Genomic DNA, 18,595 nt, shown 5'->3' with positions numbered 1-18,595 from the left:
GGTTGGTTCTCCGCAGCGGGGGCTGTACGGGGTTCCGCCACCGCCCGGCTTGTCGGCCGTCAGGTGACGGTCACACCTTCGCCCTACTGGTCTGCCACCTACCCTCGGACCACGACAGGACGGTAGCGGTCATGCGCCGCCAGAAGTTGAGGGTGCCCGACGGGTATGAGCGCTGGCGCCTTTCGTTCTGCGGCCGAGTTCAGGAACCGCGGTAAGGGTTGGCAGGGGTGCTGCCCGGCGCTGCCGGACCGTACGGCTGCTGGTCAGTGAACTGCTGCCCACTGTGCGGCTGTTGCGCACCATACGGGGTACCGGGTCGGTGTGCTCCCGGGTACTGCATCGGCGCACCCGGCGGTGGAAGTTGCTGGTCGTCGCGGCGGCGGCGCCGGGCCACAGCGAACGCGGCTCCGGCGCCGATCACCACGACGGCAGCAACGCCCACACCGATCCACAGCCCGCTGTTGCTGTCTTCCGGCTTCGCGGCGCTCTCAGCGCCGCGGTCGTCGTCCGAGGCCTGGGCGCCGGCCGCCTTCGAGGCTTCGGCGGGCGGTGTCTTGGTCTGCGCCGGGAAGTCCGGCATCGGGAACTTGTCGGCCGGGCCCGGGTCGCCCGGGTTGGTCAGGGCGATGCGCGGGCGGACAATTCCGTAGCCGATGCCGTCGTTGCGCTTCGCTCCGTCCGTGGGGCCGCCGATCGTGTTGAGCATGACCCGGAGGACCTGGTTGTTCGTCCAGTCCGGGTGCTTGGACCAGATCAGGGCCGCGCTCGCGGATGCCATAGCGGTGGCGTCGCTGCTGCCGTGCGTTTCACAGAGCCCGGTGCCGCCGCCACAGGCGTGCACCATCTTGTCTCCCGGAGCCGCCATGTCCACCTGCGCACCGTGCTGCGATTCCGGCGTCTTACGCAGCTCCTTGCCCACCGCCCCTACGCCCACCACGCCCGGGGTGCCCGCGGGGTACTGGATCCCGTTGTCCCCGTCACCGGTGTTCCCGACAGCGGCGAAGACGAGGGAACCCTTGTCGAGCGCGTACTCGACCGCGTCAGCCAGCAGCGGCGATTCGTCTTCGACGCCCTGCGAGACGTTGATGACCTTGGCTCCGTTGTCAGCCGCGTAGCGAATGCCGGTCGACGTGGCCTTGATGAATGCGGCGTCGGCCGCCGCACCGTTGTTCGCTTTCTCCCCGTCAGGAAGCCGAATCGGCAGAATTTTCGCTCCTGGTGCGAGCCCGTAGGCCCCCTTACCACCGCCATAGGCCCCGGTTCCGGCGATCAGACCCGCCATGCCTGTTCCATGGCTGTCGTAATCCGTGTGCTCGTCACCCGCCAGTCCTGTGGCCAGGTCCTTGCCTGGCAGGACGCGCCCTTTGAGATCCGGGTTGCGCGGATCGACTCCTGTGTCGATGACGGCCACGGTGACGCCCTCGCCCGTACTCGTTTTCCACATGCTCTCGGCGCGCATGACATCCAAGAACCACTGCTCGGAACGGGTCGACTCGGCCTGCGCCGGCGCTGCGGCAGCGCCCGCCAACAACAGGCCGAGACATGCCGATGCTGCCGCGCCGCGGCGTGTGCGACGGGTATTGGTGGCGGGCATGCGTTACCTCTCGCTGTTCTCGGGGTCGTCAACGGCCGGTGGACATTACGCCGCTCGCCCGTTCGCGCACCTGACGCCCTCGCCCCCGGGAAAGACGAGGCAACGGCCTGCAGCAGCCGCCTTGTGGGCGATTCGAGTCATGGCCGGTTTGCTGTCCGGCGTACGGCATCTGTTCCGCATACCGACAAGGCCCCACGACGGGTCGAGCGGGCGATGCTGAGTCCAGCCGTTTCCTTCGAGGCATCGGCCGGTGATGTAGCGCCCGGTAGTCAGGAAGCGGGCACTCGATTGCCGGGCCCGGATCATTCTGCGGCCGGTCGCCTCAGGGGCCGGGGTAGAGGTCGTCCGACCTGCTGTCCGGCACCGACGGGCCATAGAGCTGCTGGCTGGTGAACTGCTGGTTTCCGTATGGCTGCTGCCCCCCGTACGGTGCATCGGGCTGACGTCCGGCATAGGGCTGCTGCATCGGTGCGCCCGGCGGCGGGAGCTGCTGGTCGCCGCGGCGGCGACGCTTGGCCAGGCCGAACCCGGCTCCGGCGCCGATCATCACGACAGCGGCGACGCCCACACCGATCCCCAGCCCGGTATTGCTGTCATCTGCCTTCGTGGTCTCCTCCGCAGCCCGGTCGCCGCCCGGGGCCGCAGCTTGGTCCGAGGCCTCGGCGCCGTCGCCCTTCGCGGAGTCGGCGGACGGTGTCCTGGCCGTCACTGGGTAGTCCGGCATCGGGAACTTGTCTGCCGGGCCCGGGTCGCCCGGGTTGGTCAGAGCGATGCGGGGGCGGACGGCGCCGTAGCCGATGTAGTCGCTGCGCTTGTCGTTGTCGTCCGTGACGCCGCCGATGGTGTTGAGGATGACCCGGAGCAACTGGTTGTTGGTCCATTCCGGGTGCTTGGACCAGATCAGGGCCGCGCTCGCCGAGGCCAGGGCCGTGGCATCGCTGGTGCCGTGGCTCTTGCAGTAGCCGGTTTTGCCGCCGCAGGCGTGGACGATGTCCTTGCCCGGCGCCGCAATGTCGACCTGCGGCCCGAATTCGGACTCACTCGTGCGGCGCCCGTTCTTGTCGATGGCTGCTACGCCAACGACGCCGGGGGGCGCCGCGGGGTACTGGACCAGGTTGGTCGTATCGCCGTCATTACCCACACCAGCAAAGATCAAAGACCCTTTTTGCAGCGCGTACTTCACGGCGGCCGTCAACTGCGACGTGCCCTCCGGGGCCGCTTGGGAGATGTTGATGACCTTCGCGTCGTGGTCGGCTGCGAACCTGATGCCCTTCGCCATGGCCGCGAACAACTGCGCGTCCGCCGAAGCCTGATTGTTGGCCTTCTCCGCATTGGGCAAGCGGATCGGGAGCACCTTCGCGCCCGGGGCGAGGCCGTAAGCTCCCTGGCCGCCGTTGCCCGCGCCGGTTCCCGCGATCATGCCGGCGATGCCGGTGCCATGGCCGTCGTAGTCCGTGTGCTCGTCACCGCCGAGCCCTGTGGACAGGTCCGCTCCAGGCAGTACCTGCCCCGACAGGTCCGGGTGACTAGCTTTGACACCGGTGTCGATCACAGCGACCGTGACACCCTTGCCCGTACTCGTCCTCCACATCTGGTCTGCCTTCATGGCATCCAGGTGCCACTGCTGAGCGCGGAACGAGTCGGCGTACGCGGGTCCCACGGCCGCCGTGCCCACCAACAGCAGGCCGATAGCTGCCGAGGTTGCCGCACCGAGGGTGCTGCGGCGGATGCTGTTGGTTGGCATGGGCATGGGTTACCTCTCGCCGTTCTTGGTCTCGTCCGCTACGACGGGAGGCATGTCGCGGTGTGCGTCCGGCCGCCATGTCGCTTCGTCCTCGGTCACGTGGTCCGGGCGCTCGCTTGCCGTCCTCTTTGCGCTTGCCCGGTCGCGAGCCGGTGGGGGCCGCCCCGCCGCGACCCGCCGCCCCTGAGCCGCGTTCCTCGCCAGCTGCGCCGGGCGCCCCCGCGCCACGGACCAGTCCGGATCCGCCTTGGCTGAATGACCGGGCATCGGCTCGCCGCTGTTGGCTCGGCCTGCCGCCGACGACTCCCTTGTCACCTGTCGCACCGGCGGCGATCCGCCCGGACGCGGCCCCGCGCGGTGTGGACCCCGTCGAGGTCGGTCTACCGCTGATCCCGCCCGGGGCCGGACTCGACGGGCCGCGGGCGCCGGACGTACCGCGCGTAGTGCCCGTCCCCTCGGCTCCCATCACGGTGCCACGCGGCACCCCGGTCCCGGCCTTCCCGTAGTCGGCTGCGGACGCCCTCCCGTGACCCCGCTCTGGGAAGGGTCGACCCGGCTCCCGTTGTCTTAGAGACATCGGCAGGTGATGTGGCCGCCGGGTAGTCAGGGAGCGGGCACTTGGCTGCCGGGCCCGGATCGTTCTGCGGCCGGCCGCCTCAGGGGCCAGGGTAGGGGTCGTCGGACCTGCTGTCCGGCGCCGACGGCCCGTAGAACTGCTGACCGTTGAACTGCTGACTCCCGTACGGTTGTTGGCCCCCGTACGGAGCACCGGGCTGATGTCCGGCATAGGACTGCTGCAGCGGCCCACCCGGCGGTGGAAGTTGCTGGTCGTCGCGGCGACGACGACGGGCCACACCGAACGCGACTCCGGCGCCGATCACCACGACGGCAGCAGCGCCCACCCCGATCCACAGCCCGCTGTTGCTGTCCTCTGGCTTCGCGGCGCTCTCAGCGCCCTGGTCATCGTCCGAGGCCGGCGCACCGGCGCCCTTCGAGGCTTCGGCGGACGGTGTCCTGGCGTCCGCCGGGAAGTCCGACATCGGGAACTTGTCGGCCGGGCCGGGGTCGCCCGGGTCGGTCAGCGCGATGCGCGGGCGGACAGCTCCGAAACCGACGTAGTCGCTGCGCTTGCCTCCGGCGCTCCTGTCGCTACCGATCGTATTGAGCATGACCTTGAGAACTTGGTTGTTGGTCCAATCCGGATGCTTGGACCAGATCAGAGCGGCGCTTGCGGAGGCAATGGCGGTGGCGTCACTGGTTCCGTGCGTCTCGCAATAACCCGTCTTGCCACCACACGCATGGATAATCTCCATACCAGGCGCCGCCAGGTCGACCTGTGAACCATGCTGCGACTCGCCCGTCTGGCGGCCCTTCCTGTCGATGGCCGCTACTCCCACCACTCCCGGGGTGGCCGCGGGGTACTCGGCCTGATTGGCTCCGTTCCCTGTGTTGCCTACGGCCGCGAAGATCAACGATCCGTGCTTCAAGGCGTAATCGACGGCGGAGGTCAGTTCCGTGGCGCCCCCGGCCGCTCCCTGTGAGATGTTGATGACCTTGGCGCCATGGTCCGCCGAGTACCTGATGCCCTCCGCCGTGGCACGGAAGAACGCCGCATTCGACTCGGCCGCGTTCGCCGCCTTCTTGCCGTCGGGCAGGCGGACCGGCAGCACTTTCGCCCCGGGGGCCAGTCCGTACGCTCCCTGGCCGCCGTTGCCGGCGCCGGTTCCGGCGATGATCCCGGCCATGCCCGTGCCATGACTGTCGTAATCCGTGTGCTCGTCGCCGGACTCCGCGGGCGCCAGATCCTTGCCCGGCAGCACTTGGCCCTGCAAATCAGGGTGCTTCGCGTCGACACCGCTGTCGAGCACGGCCACGGTGACGCCCTTGCCCGTGCTGGTCTGCCACATCTGGTCGGCTTTCATGGCGTCCAAATACCACTGGTGAGAGCGAACCGACTCCGCGTGCGCAGGTGTCGCTGCCACGGTGCCCACCAGGAGCACACCGAGGACTGCCGAGGCTGCCGTGCCAAGGCGTCTACGGCTGATGTTGCTGGTGGGAAGCATGGGCTACCTCTCGTCGGTCTTCGGATCGTCAGCGACAACGCGAGGCACGTTACGACGTGCGTCCGGCTGCCACGTGGTCTCGTCTTCGGTGACGTAGTCGGGTCGTCGGCTCTGCTCTTCCTCGTCGCGCTTCCCGGGGCGGGCGCTGGAGGGCGCCGGGCCGCCCCGCCCTGCCGTACCCCCGTTACCCCGGTCATCGACCGAGCCAGCGGACCCGCGTACCAACCCCGAACCACCCTCGCTGAAGGACCGGGTGTTCGCACGCTGTTGTTGGGGGCGGCCCCCGACAATGCCGCCCTTCTGTCCGGTGGTTCCGGGGGTCGAACGGCCGGTGGCAGCACCACGCGGATCGGCGCCGAACACGCCGGGCTTACTTCCGGCCGACCGCTGTCCACCGGCTCCCTGGGCCGGACCACGGCCTCCGGTGCTCCCCCGCGCGCTGTTCGCTCCTTCATTGCCCATGACGGTGCCGCGCGGCATCCCCTTGCCGGGCTTGTCCGTCGTCGGCTGCGCGCGGCCACCCGTGACACCGCTCTGAGCGGGTCCGCGTCCCATCGATGAGCCTCCCGGCCCGCGCGTGCCCGTTGCCCCTTGCGCCGACGGCGCATTGGTGGTCGGGCGGCCGAACACACTGGGCGTCGACGGGCCGGAGCGCCCGTTCGTGCCACCTGGAGAGGTCGGCGTCGCCCGGCTGCCGGACGACGTGCTCTGGCCGCGAGCGCTCGGCGGAGTGCCGCCTGTGATGCCGTAGGCGGGTGGGACCGGCACTTGGCCCATGGGTTGGCTCCCGCCAGGCCCGGGCGTGCCCGAAACGCTCGGCGGAGTCGGTGCGGTCTGTGTTTGTGGACGTACGTCGACCGAGTCGACATCCATCCGTGCCCGCTCCTCCGAAACGACCGGGGCCGATGTGCCCGTGTGCTCGACGACCGGGGCCGATGTGCCCGTGTGCTCGACGACCGGGCTTCGGGTTTCGACGCTGCCCTGAGAACCTCCCGTTCCGCTGTGCACCGCCTCTCGGGTAGTCGCATGCCCGGGCACGACACTGGTGGACGAAGCGGCGCCTGTTCCACCTCCCCCGCCGACAGCGAAGTCCTTGCTGCCCCCATCGCGGGCATGAGCTGCGGGATCCTGGATCGCTAGTGGCGGCGGCGGGAACTTACGCGGCTTGGACGACTGCATCTGCGTCTTGGACAGCGAGTAAGCCTGCCCGAGCTTCTCCAGCTCGTCCGCCGTCTGCTGCCGGACGGCCATGTTCTTCGACAGGACGTCTTGCGCGTCGGGGTCGTTGTGGGCCGACTTCGCCGCGTCGATGTTGGCGTCCACGCCCTTGTCACGCGGGACCGATGTCTTGGCCCGCCCAATAGCCTGGGCCGCCTGCCCCAACCAGTGCGCCTGGTGCTCACTGTACTCACTCAGCGACAGGGTGGACTTGGCGAGATCAGCGGCCCAGGTACGGAAGGAATCCGCGCTCTTGCCCTTCCACTTCACCCACTGCGGGCGAATCTGGAGCTCCTCCGCAATGCTGTTGATCTCCTTGGCCGCGGCAGCGAGCCGGTCTGCCGCGCCTTGGACCGATTCGGCGTCCGCGGCATCGAGCCACGCCAGCATCTGTTCGTGCGTCATACCGTCGAACGGGGTCTTCTTGCCCTTGCCGGCCATCAAAAGCTCGCCTCCTTCGTGCCGCTGTCAGGCTTCGCATCGGGGCCACCCGAGTCGCCGGGCCTACTGCCCGCAGTCGACTTCTCGCCCTCCACGGCAGGCGACGGAGGCACGTAGTCGCCCCCGTAGTGCTGCCGCGTCTCGGCGTTGATGGCCGCCATACGGTCGCGAATATCCGAGTCGATGTTCTCGAAGCCCTTGTGCGACGCCAGCACCGCGAAGCCCATGGATTCGATCGAACCGGAGAGGATTTCCGAGAGGTTCTCCAACTCCCGGATCACCGTGCTGTACTCGCCGTACAGGTCGTCCGCCTCGTACCAGCCCTTGTCTCCCCCACCGAACTTCTGCCGCGTGAGCTGCCCCTCGCTCACCTTCTTGGGGCCTGCAGGCGACCCCTTCAGGTCCTTGATCAACTGATCCACCCGCTGCTGGAACTTCGTGAACGACTCCAGCTCCGTGACGATGTCCGCCGCCGCGCCCTTCGCGGCCTCCACCACGTTGAACGCCCAGCCACCCAGGCTCCCTGATCCGCCGCCTTTGTCGTCCGCCATCGCGTGACTCCCTCCCCGTTCCCCCGTGAGCATGCCTTTACAGAAAGTAGGCTGAGTGACAACTTTAGCCACCCGCTCCGACAGTTCACAGGCGCCTCAGTGCAGAGGCGATTCACATCACGTCACAGGTCGACACGGTTCGGTCGCAGCTCCGAGGCTCGTCTGCCCGCGAGGTGAGCGGGAGTGCGAGGTCGCCCGAACCGGGGGCCTCGTCGGAGTCGTTGACGCAGGCGACAGGAAAAATGGCGACGGGAAAAACGGGGGATTACGCGTGACCGTCATGGCGTACATGTTGCTGGCCGCTGCCGTGGTGTTCGGTGTGCTCGGCGCGGTGAACCAGGAGTGGCTTCGGGAGCGGTTTCCCGGTGGGCGGGGGCCGTCCGCCGGAGCTTCCTCGGGCTGGCGGCGGGTGTTGTTCCTGGTCATCGCCGTGGTCGCCGCCTATCAGGGATACAAGGGGCTCCGGCTCGTGGACGAGACGTCCTGGAGCGCCGACGAACTCCGGCAGTCCGTGCGGCAGGCCGCCGCCGCGTTGGAGGAGGAGACGCACCTCGACGATCCCTACGAGGACTATTCGTCGCTGATCAGGGATGAAGTGGTCGAAGCGGGTGAGGGGCTGGGGCCTGCCTTCCGTGTGGACGTCGAAGCGGTCGGCAGGAGTTCCTACCATGTGACGGCCACCGGCGCCGGGGACGGCTACTGCATGCACCTCTCGCAGTCCGAGGACGAGGAGGGCGGCTTCATGGTGCCCGGCGCCGGCGATCAGGGGCCGACCCGCGTTCCCGAGTACACGCTTTCCGCCCGAGTCGGCCAGGGCGCGTGCTGAGAGCGCGGCGCGGGCGATCGCAGCGCGGGGGATCGCGGCGGGGCGTCCCGACTAGGCCGCAATTCAGCTAGTTGCCTCCTGCGGCGCCCCGGTGCCGGTCGTCGGCGGGTCCGTCACCACCGCCGCCTGCGGCCTGATCGGGAGGCGGTTGATCGGGCGGCCCGTTGCCGCGCGGACCGCCGAGGCGATCGCCGCCGGGGACGCGACCACCGGGACCGCGCTGGCCGCCTTGGCGCCGAAGGGGGCCACCACGTCGCGTTCCTCGACCAGTTTCACGATGCGGATGTCCGGCGCGTCCAGCGCTGTGGGCAGGGCGTAGCCGGTGAGGTCGGGGCGGCGGACGACGCCCTGCGGGGTGCGCAGGTTCTCCGTGAGGGCCGCTCCGACGCCCTGGGTGACCCCGGCCTCGATCCGCGCCGCGAGCTGTCCTGGGTTGAGGATGCGGCCGACGTCCTGGGCCACCGCCAGTTCGACGACGCGGACGGAGCCGATCTCGATGTCGACGTCCACGACCGCGCGGATCGCGCAGAAGGCCAGGCCGACGAAGGCGTCCCCCTGGCCACTCGCGTCCAGGGGCTCCGTCGGGTGGGGGCGGCACTGGGCCGTCGCCCACAGCTCCTTGCCGTCCATGGCCTCTTCGACCGTCGTGGAGAGGACACCGTCGTACGAGGTGATCTTGCCGTCGGCGATCTGGAGCAGCTCCGTGGACATGCCGAACTTGTGGGCCAGCGGCTGGAGGAGCTGCGTGCGGACCATCTTCGCGGCGCGTTCGACCGCTCCGCCGGATACCCAGGTGTGGCGGCCACGGCAGCCGGGGCCCGCCGGCGGCTGGTCGGTGTCGACCGGGGCGACGTGCACCTCGTCGATGCCCAGCGTCTCCTGGACGATCTGCCGGGCGAGGGTGGTGAAGCCCTGGCCCGTCTCGACCGCCGCGCAGATGACCGTGGCCACGCCGTCGTGCACCTTGACCGTGGCCGTCGAGACCTCGTCCGCGCCCTCCGCGCCCAGCATGTGCACCATGCCGATGCCGTAGCCGACGCCGCGGCGCACGGCGCCGGGCTCGCCCGCGCCCTCGGGTCCTCCGGGCAGCAGCCAGTCCTCCTCCGGGGTGTCCTTGGGGAGGGTGGGGAGCGGGTAGTGCCGTACGGCGTCGAGGAGTTCGGCGACGGGGGCGGGGCAGGTGACCGTCTGGCCGGTGGGGAGTACGTCGCCGGTCGCGAGGACGTTGCGCATCCGCAGTTCCGCCGGGTCGACGCCCACCTTCTTCGCCAGCTTGTCCATCTGCGCCTCGTAGGCCGCGCAGACCTGGAGGGCGCCCTCGCCCCGTACGTGGCCGGAGGGCGGGTTGTTGGTGCGTACCGCCCAGCCCTCGATGGAGGCGTGCGGGACGACGTACGGGCCGCAGGCGAAGGCGACGGCCGCCGCGAGCGCGTCCGACGACGTGTCCGCGTAGGCGCCCGAGTCGAGGAGGATCTGCGCCTCGACCTTCACCAGCCTGCCGTCCGCGTCCGCGTGGTGGCGGTAGCGCAGGAGCGTCGGGTGGCGGTGCGGATGACCCAGGAAGGATTCCTCACGGGTCGCCGTCAGCTTGACCGGGCAGCCGGTGTGCAGTGCCAGCAGGCCGAGGGGCAGGTGGAAGCTCTGGTCCTCGCGGTCCGCGGTCGCGCCGGGGACGCCGGTGACCACGACCTTCACCCGGTCGGGTTCGAGGCCGTAGCGGGCCGCCGCGGCGTCGCGGTCGCCGTGCGGGTCGGTCGAGGCGATGTAGAGCTCCACGCCGCCGTCGGGGCGGGGCACGGCGAGGCCCGCTTCCGCGCCGATGGGGGCCGGGTCCTGGCGGCCGATGCGGTAGAGGCCGTCGACGATCACCTCGCCCGTCGCCTCCAGGTCGCCGTGGCGCAGGGGGATGTGGCGGATCAGGTTGCCGTCGGGGTGCAGGGGCTCGGCGGCGAACGCCTTCTCCGGGTCCGTGACGGGTTCGAGGATCTCGTACTCGACGATGATCGCCGCGGCTGCCATGCGCGCGGTGTCCGGGTGGTCGGCGGCCACCGCCGCGAGGGGTTCGCCGTGGTGGCGTACGACGTCGGAGGCGAACACCGGGCGGTCGGCCGTGCGGTGGCCGGACAGCGGGCCGCCGGGGACGTCCTCGTGCGTGACGACCGCGCGGACGCCGGGCATCTCGCGCGCGTGGGTGGTGTCGATGGAGACCACGCGTGCGTGCGCGTGCGGGGAGCGCAGGATCGCCGCCCACAGGAGCCCTTCGGCCCACAGGTCGGCGGCGTAGGGGAAGGTGCCTTCGGCCTTGGCGCGCGCCTCCACCGAGGGCAGGGTCGTGCCGAGTCCGTGCGGGATCTCTTCCGTAGCGGGGGTCGCGGGGGCCATGGGGGCCTCCGTCGTCGTCTCGTTGGTCACGCTCGGCCTCCGTCCCGAGTGTCCCGGCTGTCCTGGGCGTTCCGGACATCCCCGATGTCCTGACCCTCGTGGCCGGTGTAACCGTCGTGGCCCGCCTGGCCGGTGTGACCGTCGTGGCCGTCGCGGATGTCCTCGCTGGAGGACGGGCCCGCCTGGTGCGGGATGCGCGCTCCGCCCTCGGGGGGCGTGCCCGTCGTCTCGCCCTGCTGGGTCGGATCCACCGTCTCCACCGCCTCCGCCGACGAGCGGCGTTCGTCGGCGACCTGGCGCACCGCGTCGAGCACGCCCCGGTAACCGGAGCAGCGGCACAGATTGCCGCACAGCGCCTGGCGCGTCTCCAGGTCGGTGGGGTTCGGGTTGCCTTCGAGCAGGTCGTGGACGGTCATCGCCATGCCGGGGACGCAGAAGCCGCACTGGACCGCGCCGCAGGCCGCCAGCGCGCGCTGCACGTCGGAGCCGTGGCCGTCGGCGGCGAGGCCCTCCACGGTGCGGACCTCGCTGCCCGCGGTGGTCGCCGCGGGCACCAGGCAGGAGGCCACGAGGCGGCCGTCGACCTGGACGTTGCACGCGCCGCACTCGCCCTGCGAGCAGCCGTCCTTGGCGCCGGCGAGGCCGAGGCGCTCGCGCAGTACATACAGCAGTGACTCGCCGATCCAGGCGTCGGTTACGGGGCGGTCGGTGCCGTTGACCCGCAGGACGTAGCTGGCCATCGGGTGGTCGTCGTGGAGCGGGACGGGGGTGGTGGAGGCGGAACTCTCGCTCCCCGGCGCGCCCTCGCTTTCCGGCGCGCCCTCGTCCTGCGGTCCACCCTCGTCCTGCGGACGGTCCTCGTGCTGCGGGCGGTCCTCGTGGTGCGGGCGGTCCTCGTGCTGCGGCCGGTCTTCGCCCTGCGGGCGGTCCTCGCCCTGCGGTCCGGCGTTCTCCTGCGCTCCGTCCTCGTTCTCCCGCGGTCCGTCCTCGTTCTCCGGTTCCCTCTCGGGCGTCGTCGCCTGCTCGGGCTCCGCGATCGGTTCGGGCTCGGGCTCGGGCGCGGGTTCCGTCGCGCGCTCCGGTGCCACGTCCTCATCCGTCGCGGCGGGCCCGGTCTCGGGCACCACCTCGACCGGTACAGGCGCGGGCACGGGCTCCGGTTCCGGTTCGGCCACCGGCACCGGCGCCGGTTCCGTCACGCCCGTCTGCGCCCACGGTTCCGACGCCCAGGGCGCCGCCGCTCCCCCGGGCAGCGTCGCGGGCGGTGTGCGGTCACCCCACTGCGCGGCAAGGGACGACGTCGTGTACTCCCCCGATTCCTCGGGGAGTTCGCCGCCCGCGACCGGGATCGACCACTGGCCGGTCTCCCCCGGCGCCGCGTACGGCTGCTCGGCGTGCGGGTGCGGTTCCGGCTCGTGGTGCGCCGGGGGCCAGTTGACCTGCGGCGGCCCGGACTGCTGCTGTTCCGCGGAGACGATCGGGAAGCCCTCGGCGCCCCCGTCGCCCGTGAGGTCCGCCGGCAGCATCCACACGCCGGTCGCCGCCGGGTCGGTCGCGGCGGTGCCCGAGGCCGGGCTCACCGTTATCTGCGGCGGTACGTACCCGTGGCCGGGCGCGGCGAGCGGCGCGTCCGGGAAACTGTCGGGGGGCAGGTGCACGAAGGCCGTGGCGTCGGAGTCGTAGTCGCCCTGGGGCAGCGGCCGCCAGCCGTCCGCGTCCGGTGCGGCGCCCGAATCGGGTCCGTTGTACTCGTTCGTCACGACAGCGCCCTCCCAAGTGCACGTCGGGCCAGGGCGGCGACGGTGCGCCGCAGATGCAGTACGGCGGGCGGCAGTGGCTCCTGCGTGCCGTCCGGGGCGGGGGCGTGGTCGGGGATGCAGGCCGCGGCGACGTACTCGCCGAACGCCTGCACGGCCTCGGGCACGAGCGCGCCGCGGTCACCGTCCCAGTCGATGAGCGAGGCCACCCACTGCTCGGCCTCCAGGGGGCGCAGCGGCATCGGCGCGATGGCTCCGACGGCGCAGCGCACGGTGCGGCGGGCGGGGTCCATCACGAGGGCCACGGAGGCGGTGGCGCGGCCGGGTCCCGTGCGGCCGGTCGCCTTGAGGAACACCTGCGGCGCGTGCAGCAGCGGTACGCGTACGAAGCCGATGAGTTCGCCCGGGCGCAGCATCTCCATGCCGGCCAGCAGGTGCGAGACGGGCACCTCGCGGCGTGCGCCCTGCGGCCCGGCGATGATCAGGGTGGCTTCGAGGGCGGCGAGGACGGGCAGCGCGTCGTTGGTCGGGGCGGCCGAGGCGATGTTGCCGCCGAGCGTGCCGGCGTTGCGGATCTGGGGCGGGCCCGCCGCGCGCGCGGAGGCGGCGAGGGCCGGGATGAGGGCGGCGAAGTCGGGGCGGCCGATGCGGGCGTGGGTGAGGCCCGCGCCGAGCAGCGCGTGGCCGTCCTGGTACTGCCAGCCGCGGATCTCGCTGATGCGGTTCAGGCCGACGAGGGCGGCGGGGCGCAGTTGACCCGCGTTGACCTGGGCCATGAGGTCGGTGCCTCCGGCCACGGGCACGGCGGCGGGCATGGCCGCGAGCGCCGCGACCGCCTCGTCCAGCGAACTCGGAAGTACCGCGGCCTGTGTCGCCTGCGGTGCGTGCGTGGTCAAACCGGCTGCCCCTTCCCGATGCCCGGCCGCGCGCCCGGCGGCCACGGTGGTGCTCACGTGGGCTGTGCCGCTCGCGTGACCGCCGTTCCCGCCGTTACGCCTGTTCCGCCGTACGGTACGTGCTGACAGGCCGGACGTGGCAACTCTGGCACATCTTCCCCGGCACCCGGAGAGGGGGTCCGGTAGGAGGCATTCGCCCCTTCCACCTGGGAGATGACCGATTTGGCAGGCCATCGCCCGTGAGGGCTGATTGACCCTCTTCGGTGACGTATGGGGCGGTGGGCGGGGCCCCCGTCGCCGGGGGCGTTCCCTCACACGTTCGGGGGCGCCCCTTCGATCGGGCGTCCGAGCACTCCGGGTCGACGCTGCCGGGGCAACGGTCCGTCCGGCCTGCGGTAGTCGACGCCCAGGGCGTCAAGTCGGCGGTAGTGGGTGGTCATTCGGCGCTCGAAGTCGGCGTAGTCGCGATCGGCGGGTGCGGGAAGGGCGCTCCAGGCCACTTCGCTGAAGGCGGACAGGCGCGGGAACGCCTGGTAGTCGACGCGTTGCTGGTTCTCCATCACCTCGGTCCACAGGTTGGCCTGGGTGCCGAGGACGTGGCGCGCCTCCTCCTCGGTGAGTTGCGGCGGCACGGGTTCGAAGCGGTAGACGTCCTCCAGGGTGCGGACGAAGCCGATGGGGACCGGTTCGTCGTCGCCGGGTGCCTGCCGGTGGTCCAGGTAGACCTGCTGCTCCGGGCACATGACGACGTCGTGGCCCGCCCTGGCGGCGGTGATGCCGCCCTGGTAGCCGCGCCAGGAGGAGACGGCGGCGCCGGGCGCGAGGCCGCCTTCGAGGATCTCGTCCCAGCCGATGAGCCGCCGGCCGCGTGCGCTCAGCCAGGTGTCGAAGTGCCGGATGAACCAGGACTGGAGCTCGTCCTCGTCCTTGAGGCCCAGTTCCCTGATGCGGGCCTGGGCGGTCGGCGACTGCCGCCACTGGTCCTTGGGGCATTCGTCGCCGCCCACGTGGATGAAGGTCGAGGGGAAGAGGTCGAGCAGTTCCTCGAAGACGCCCTCGTAGAAGCGGAGGGTGGTGTCGGTGGGGGCGAGTACGTTCGGATTGACGCCCCAGGTGTCCCAGACGGGGAGGGAGGACGTGTCGATGACATCGGAGTTGCCGAGTTCCGGGTATGCGGCGATGGCGGCCTGCGAGTGGCCCGGCAGGTCGATCTCGGGGACGACCGTGATGTGGCGGGCGGCGGCGTAGGCGACGATCTCGCGGATGTCGTCCTGGGTGTAGTAGCCGCCGTGCGGCTTGTCCTCCCACAGGGGTGAGGCGCGGTGGCCGAATTTCGTCCGGGCGCGCCACGATCCGGTCTCGGTCAGCCTGGGGTGGCGGGTGATCTCGACGCGCCAGCCCTGGTCGTCGGTGAGGTGGAAGTGGAAGACGTTGAGCTTGTGGGCGGCGAGCAGGTCGAGGTGGCGCAGGACGCCGTCCTTCGGCATGAAGTGCCGGGCGACATCGAGCATGGTGCCGCGCCAGGGGAAGCGCGGGCTGTCCTCGACGGTGACGTGCGGGACGGCCCACTGCCGTCCCGGGGTGAGCGGTGCCTTGCGGAAGGCGTCGGGGCCGAGGAGTTGACGCAGCGTCTGGGCGCCCCAGAAGACACCGGCCGCAGCGCCGCCCTCGATGCTGACGCCGGTGCCGGTGACGCGCAGCCGGTAGCCCTCCGGCGCCAGGGCCGGGTCGAGGGTCAGGCGTACGGTGCCGCCCTCGTCCTGCGGTGGCAGGTCCAGGCCGGTGGCCGGGCCGAGCGTGGCCCGCAGCCACTGTGCGGTGGTTTCGGTGCCCTGCCCCGCCGTGATGCCGGTGCCGCTGTCGAACACGTAGGTGCCGTCGCCGTCCCGGGTCAGTCGGTGGGGCGCCGGGATGAGATCCAAGGGTGCGTCAGACACTTCAGTCCTTAACCGCGCCGCCGAGCCCGGAGACCAGGCGGCGCTGTACGAGTACGAAGAAGACCAGTACCGGAAGGGTCATCACGGTCGACGCCGCCATGATTCCGCCCCAGTCGTTCTCGTCGGGTTTGAAGAAGACGAGCAGAGCCATCGGCAGCGTCGAGTGGGACGTGTCGCTGATGATGAATGATTTCGCGAACAGGAAGTCGTTCCAGGTGGAGATGAAGGAGAAGACGCTCGTCGCCACGAGTCCTGGCAGGACGAGCGGGAAGAGGATCTGCCACAGGAAGCGGGAGCGGCTCGCGCCGTCGAGATACGCGGCTTCCTCCAGCGCCTCGGGTACGGCTTTCACGAAGCCGCGCAGCATCCAGATCGCGAACGGCAGGGAAAAGGCCAGATGCGGCAGGATCAGCGAGCCGAGGGTGTTGAGCTGCCCGAAGTCCCGCATGAGGAAGAACAGCGGGATGGTGAGGGCTTCCACGGGCACCATCTGCGCGACGAGGAACATGATGAGCAGCGTCGTGCGGAACTTGAAGCGGAACCGTGTCACGGCGGTCGCCGCGAGGAAGGCGACGAGCGCCGAGAGGACGACGACCGTTCCGGCCACGATGAGGCTGTTGAGGAAGTACCGGCCGAAATCCTGCTGTTGGAACACACGGCGGAAAGAGTCGAGCGACGGGGAAAGCGTCCAGGGGCGCGGCTCGGTCGATTCGATCTCGCCCGCCGGTTTGAAGGCGCTGAGCACCATCCAGTAGAGGGGAAAGGCGACCGCGAGGGCGATCAGAAGTGTGGACACCTCGGCGGCGAGCCGCCAGGGTCGGCGGATGCGCGTCGCGCGCAGGGCTCGTATGCCGGAAAGGCCCGTGGCGCTCATGTCTCCCTGCCTTCTCTGCGCATCAGCCGCAGGTAGACGAGTGTGACGGCGAGCAGGATGACGAGCATCACGACGCCGATCGCCGAGCCGAGGCTGTACTCGCTGCCCGCGAAGGCTTTTTGGTAGGCGTAGACGTTCAGGACGAGGTTCTGTCCCGCGATGCCGCCGCCGTTCGTCATGACGTAGATCTGGGTGAAGACCTTGAAGTCCCAGATGATCGACTGGATGGTGACGACGACGAGGATCGGCCGGAGCATCGGTGCCGTGACCGAGCGCCAGGTCCGCCACTGCGAGGCGCCGTCCAGTGCCGCCGCCTCCAGCACCTCGCCCGGGATCGCGCGGATGCCCGCGTACACGGTGACCATCACGAACGGGAAGGAGCACCACACCACTTCGAGCAGGACGAGGGCGAAGGCGCTGTACCGCCCGTACGTCCAGGAGTGGTCGCCGAGCCCGAGCACCTTGTTGACCGGGCCGAAGTCGGGGTCGAAGAGGAACACCCAGACGGTGGACCCGGTGATCGCGGGGGTGGCCCAGGCGCCGAGCGCGGCCAGCATCAGCGCGAGGCGGGGCACGGCCCGCACGCGCGTGAGGAGCACGGCGAGCGCGCAGCCCACCAGGAGGGTGCTGACGACGCAGGCCGCCGCGAAGAGCACGGTGGCGGACAGCACCTGCCAGAACTGGCTGTCGGAGAAGAGGCGCTGGTAGTTGCCGAGCCCCTGGAAGGTGGTCGGTTCGCCGCCGCTGACCTGGGCCTGGGTGTACTCCAGGAAGGAGATCAGGCCGAGTTGGTAGATCGGGTAGACGAGCAGGCCGCCGAGGAGGACGAGGGCGGGGGCGAGGTACAGCCAGGGGGCCGCTCCCCCGCTCCGGGCCCGTACGGAGCTCACCCGGCGGACCCGAACGCGTCGTTCATCTTCTTCGCCGCGTCACCGGAGGCCGTCTTGACGTCCTTGCGGCCGCTGACGACCTCCTGGAACATCGTCGGCAGGACGAGCGAGGCGTCGATCTTCGCCCAGGCGGGCGATGCGGGCACGAACTTGGCTCCGGCGCCGAGCGTCTTCACGAAGGGCGCGACGAACGGCTCGCGCTCGGCGACCTCGGCGCGGACGTCGGTGTAGGTCGGCAGGAAGCCCATCCCCGAGAAGAGGGCGCGCTGTGCGTCCTTCCCGGCGAGCCGCTTCATGAGGTCCACGGCCAGCGTCCGGTGGGACGTGCTCTTGAGGACGCCGATGTTGTTGCCCCCGGCGAACGCGGGCGCGATCTCCCCCGCCTTGACGCCCGGCAGCGGTACGACGCCGTACTTTCCCTTGACCTTGCCGTCCTCCATGGCCTGGTGGCTGAAGTCGCCGCCGATCGCCATGGCGGCCTTGCCGGAGGCGAAGGCGGTGACGGTGTCGTTGCCGCCCATGCCGGCGCACTTGGCGGCGGGACAGTTCGCGTCGCCGAACAGGGAGGTGTACGCCTTGATGCCCTTGCGCGCGGCGGGGCTGTCGAGGGTGGAGACGTACGAGTCGCCCTTCTTCTCGGCGAGTTCGCCGCCGTTGGCCCAGAGGAAGGGCATGGCGCCGTAGGTGTACGCGCCGCCGACGGCCAGCCCGTACAGCTCGGGCCGCGCCTTGTGGATCCTCCTGGCGGTGGCGGCGAGTTCGTCCTGGGTCCTGGGGACGGCGATGCCGAGGTCCTTGAAGACGTCGGTCCGGTAGTAGAGGGCGCGTACGCCGACGAAGTAGGGGGCGCCGTAGATCTTCCCGTCGACGGTCACGGACTCCTTGGCGGTCGGGTCGGTGTCCTTGGCGTCGGCCCACTGTCCGAACTCGGCGGTCACGTCGGCGAGTCCGCCGTCCTTCACGTATCCGGCGGTGTCGGTGTTGCCGTACTCGATGACGTCGGGCGCGCTCTCGGGGTCGTTGAACGCGGCCTTGATCTTCTCGGCGCGGGTGTCGACGGGGATGTAGTCGACCTGGACCTCGGCGCCCTTGTGCGCCTTCTCGAAGGCGTCGATGGCGGTGTCGACGGCCTTCTTCTTGGGCGCGTTGTTGACCTCCTGGAAGAGCCAGACGCGCAGGGTGCCGCTTCGTTCGTCCTTGGCGGAGCCACTGTTGTCGGAGGTGCCGGGGGCGCAGCCGGTGGCGGCGAGGACAAGGGCCGTGAGGGGCAGGACCGTTCGTGCGGAGAGTCGCACAGGGAGCTTCATCGGAAACGCCTCCGAAGTGTCGTTGCAACATACGCAATGGTTGTTTCGCTGTGCACAACAGGAGGGAGGCTAGAAGGACTGGACCAGTGAGCGCAATGGGTCACGAGGGACGGAA

At 70.4% G+C, this 18,595-nt stretch carries 13 protein-coding genes; 1 reads left to right on the top strand and 12 read right to left on the bottom strand.

From position 1 onward, the window contains the following. Positions 1-199 precede the first annotated feature (199 nt). The 5 genes from mycP (ACIRF8_RS02780) to ACIRF8_RS02760 form a co-directional block, all read right to left on the bottom strand. Positions 200-1,594: a type VII secretion-associated serine protease mycosin gene (gene mycP / locus ACIRF8_RS02780; protein ID WP_404210142.1), complete on the bottom strand. Its 1,395-nt coding sequence runs from the start codon at positions 1,592-1,594 to the stop codon at positions 200-202. A gap of 322 nt (positions 1,595-1,916) precedes the next feature. Continuing rightward, positions 1,917-3,338: a type VII secretion-associated serine protease mycosin gene (mycP, locus tag ACIRF8_RS02775; protein WP_404210140.1), complete on the bottom strand. Its 1,422-nt coding sequence runs from the start codon at positions 3,336-3,338 to the stop codon at positions 1,917-1,919. A 656-nt stretch (positions 3,339-3,994) separates the two neighbouring features. Beyond that, positions 3,995-5,260 (bottom strand): type VII secretion-associated serine protease mycosin, encoded by a 1,266-nt coding sequence (mycP, locus tag ACIRF8_RS02770; RefSeq protein WP_404210138.1) that lies wholly within the window; start codon positions 5,258-5,260, stop codon positions 3,995-3,997. A 144-nt stretch (positions 5,261-5,404) separates the two neighbouring features. Then, positions 5,405-7,060, bottom strand: coding sequence for a hypothetical protein (locus ACIRF8_RS02765; RefSeq protein ID WP_404210136.1), 1,656 nt, complete (start codon positions 7,058-7,060; stop codon positions 5,405-5,407). Continuing rightward, complete coding sequence (locus ACIRF8_RS02760; protein WP_404210135.1) at positions 7,060-7,611, bottom strand: hypothetical protein; 552 nt, start codon at positions 7,609-7,611, stop codon at positions 7,060-7,062. The genes ACIRF8_RS02765 and ACIRF8_RS02760 overlap by 1 nt, the downstream gene beginning before the upstream one ends. A gap of 271 nt (positions 7,612-7,882) precedes the next feature. On the opposite strand from ACIRF8_RS02760, the gene ACIRF8_RS02755 reads away from it, so the two are divergent. Next, positions 7,883-8,437: a hypothetical protein gene (locus tag ACIRF8_RS02755; RefSeq protein WP_404210133.1), complete on the top strand. Its 555-nt coding sequence runs from the start codon at positions 7,883-7,885 to the stop codon at positions 8,435-8,437. A gap of 63 nt (positions 8,438-8,500) precedes the next feature. Here ACIRF8_RS02755 and ACIRF8_RS02750 read toward each other — a convergent pair whose 3' ends face one another. From ACIRF8_RS02750 to ACIRF8_RS02720, 7 genes are all read right to left on the bottom strand, one after another. Next, entirely contained in the window at positions 8,501-10,819 is a 2,319-nt protein-coding gene (locus ACIRF8_RS02750; protein WP_404212242.1) for a xanthine dehydrogenase family protein molybdopterin-binding subunit, read from the bottom strand. Between the two features lie 26 nt (positions 10,820-10,845). Continuing rightward, a complete protein-coding gene (locus ACIRF8_RS02745) occupies positions 10,846-12,579 on the bottom strand; it encodes a 2Fe-2S iron-sulfur cluster-binding protein (protein ID WP_404210131.1) in 1,734 nt (577 codons plus the stop codon). Continuing rightward, positions 12,576-13,472: an FAD binding domain-containing protein gene (locus ACIRF8_RS02740; protein ID WP_404210129.1), complete on the bottom strand. Its 897-nt coding sequence runs from the start codon at positions 13,470-13,472 to the stop codon at positions 12,576-12,578. The genes ACIRF8_RS02745 and ACIRF8_RS02740 overlap by 4 nt, the downstream gene beginning before the upstream one ends. A gap of 311 nt (positions 13,473-13,783) precedes the next feature. Next, positions 13,784-15,409, bottom strand: coding sequence for a beta-N-acetylhexosaminidase (locus ACIRF8_RS02735; protein WP_404210127.1), 1,626 nt, complete (start codon positions 15,407-15,409; stop codon positions 13,784-13,786). 1 nt (position 15,410) lies between these two features. Further along, positions 15,411-16,283 carry a carbohydrate ABC transporter permease gene (locus ACIRF8_RS02730; RefSeq protein ID WP_404210125.1) on the bottom strand — a complete coding sequence of 291 codons (873 nt, stop codon included), beginning with the start codon at positions 16,281-16,283 and terminating at the stop codon, positions 15,411-15,413. After that, positions 16,280-17,173: a carbohydrate ABC transporter permease gene (locus ACIRF8_RS02725; RefSeq protein ID WP_404210123.1), complete on the bottom strand. Its 894-nt coding sequence runs from the start codon at positions 17,171-17,173 to the stop codon at positions 16,280-16,282. The genes ACIRF8_RS02730 and ACIRF8_RS02725 overlap by 4 nt, the downstream gene beginning before the upstream one ends. Beyond that, complete coding sequence (locus ACIRF8_RS02720; RefSeq protein ID WP_404210121.1) at positions 17,170-18,480, bottom strand: extracellular solute-binding protein; 1,311 nt, start codon at positions 18,478-18,480, stop codon at positions 17,170-17,172. Before ACIRF8_RS02720 ends, ACIRF8_RS02725 begins: the two co-directional genes overlap by 4 nt. Positions 18,481-18,595 lie beyond the last annotated feature (115 nt).

The organism is Streptomyces sp. NPDC102406, from assembly GCF_044765725.1.
Classification (GTDB): Bacteria; Actinomycetota; Actinomycetes; order Streptomycetales; family Streptomycetaceae; genus Streptomyces.
This window is presented reverse-complemented; position numbering and strand designations above follow the sequence as displayed.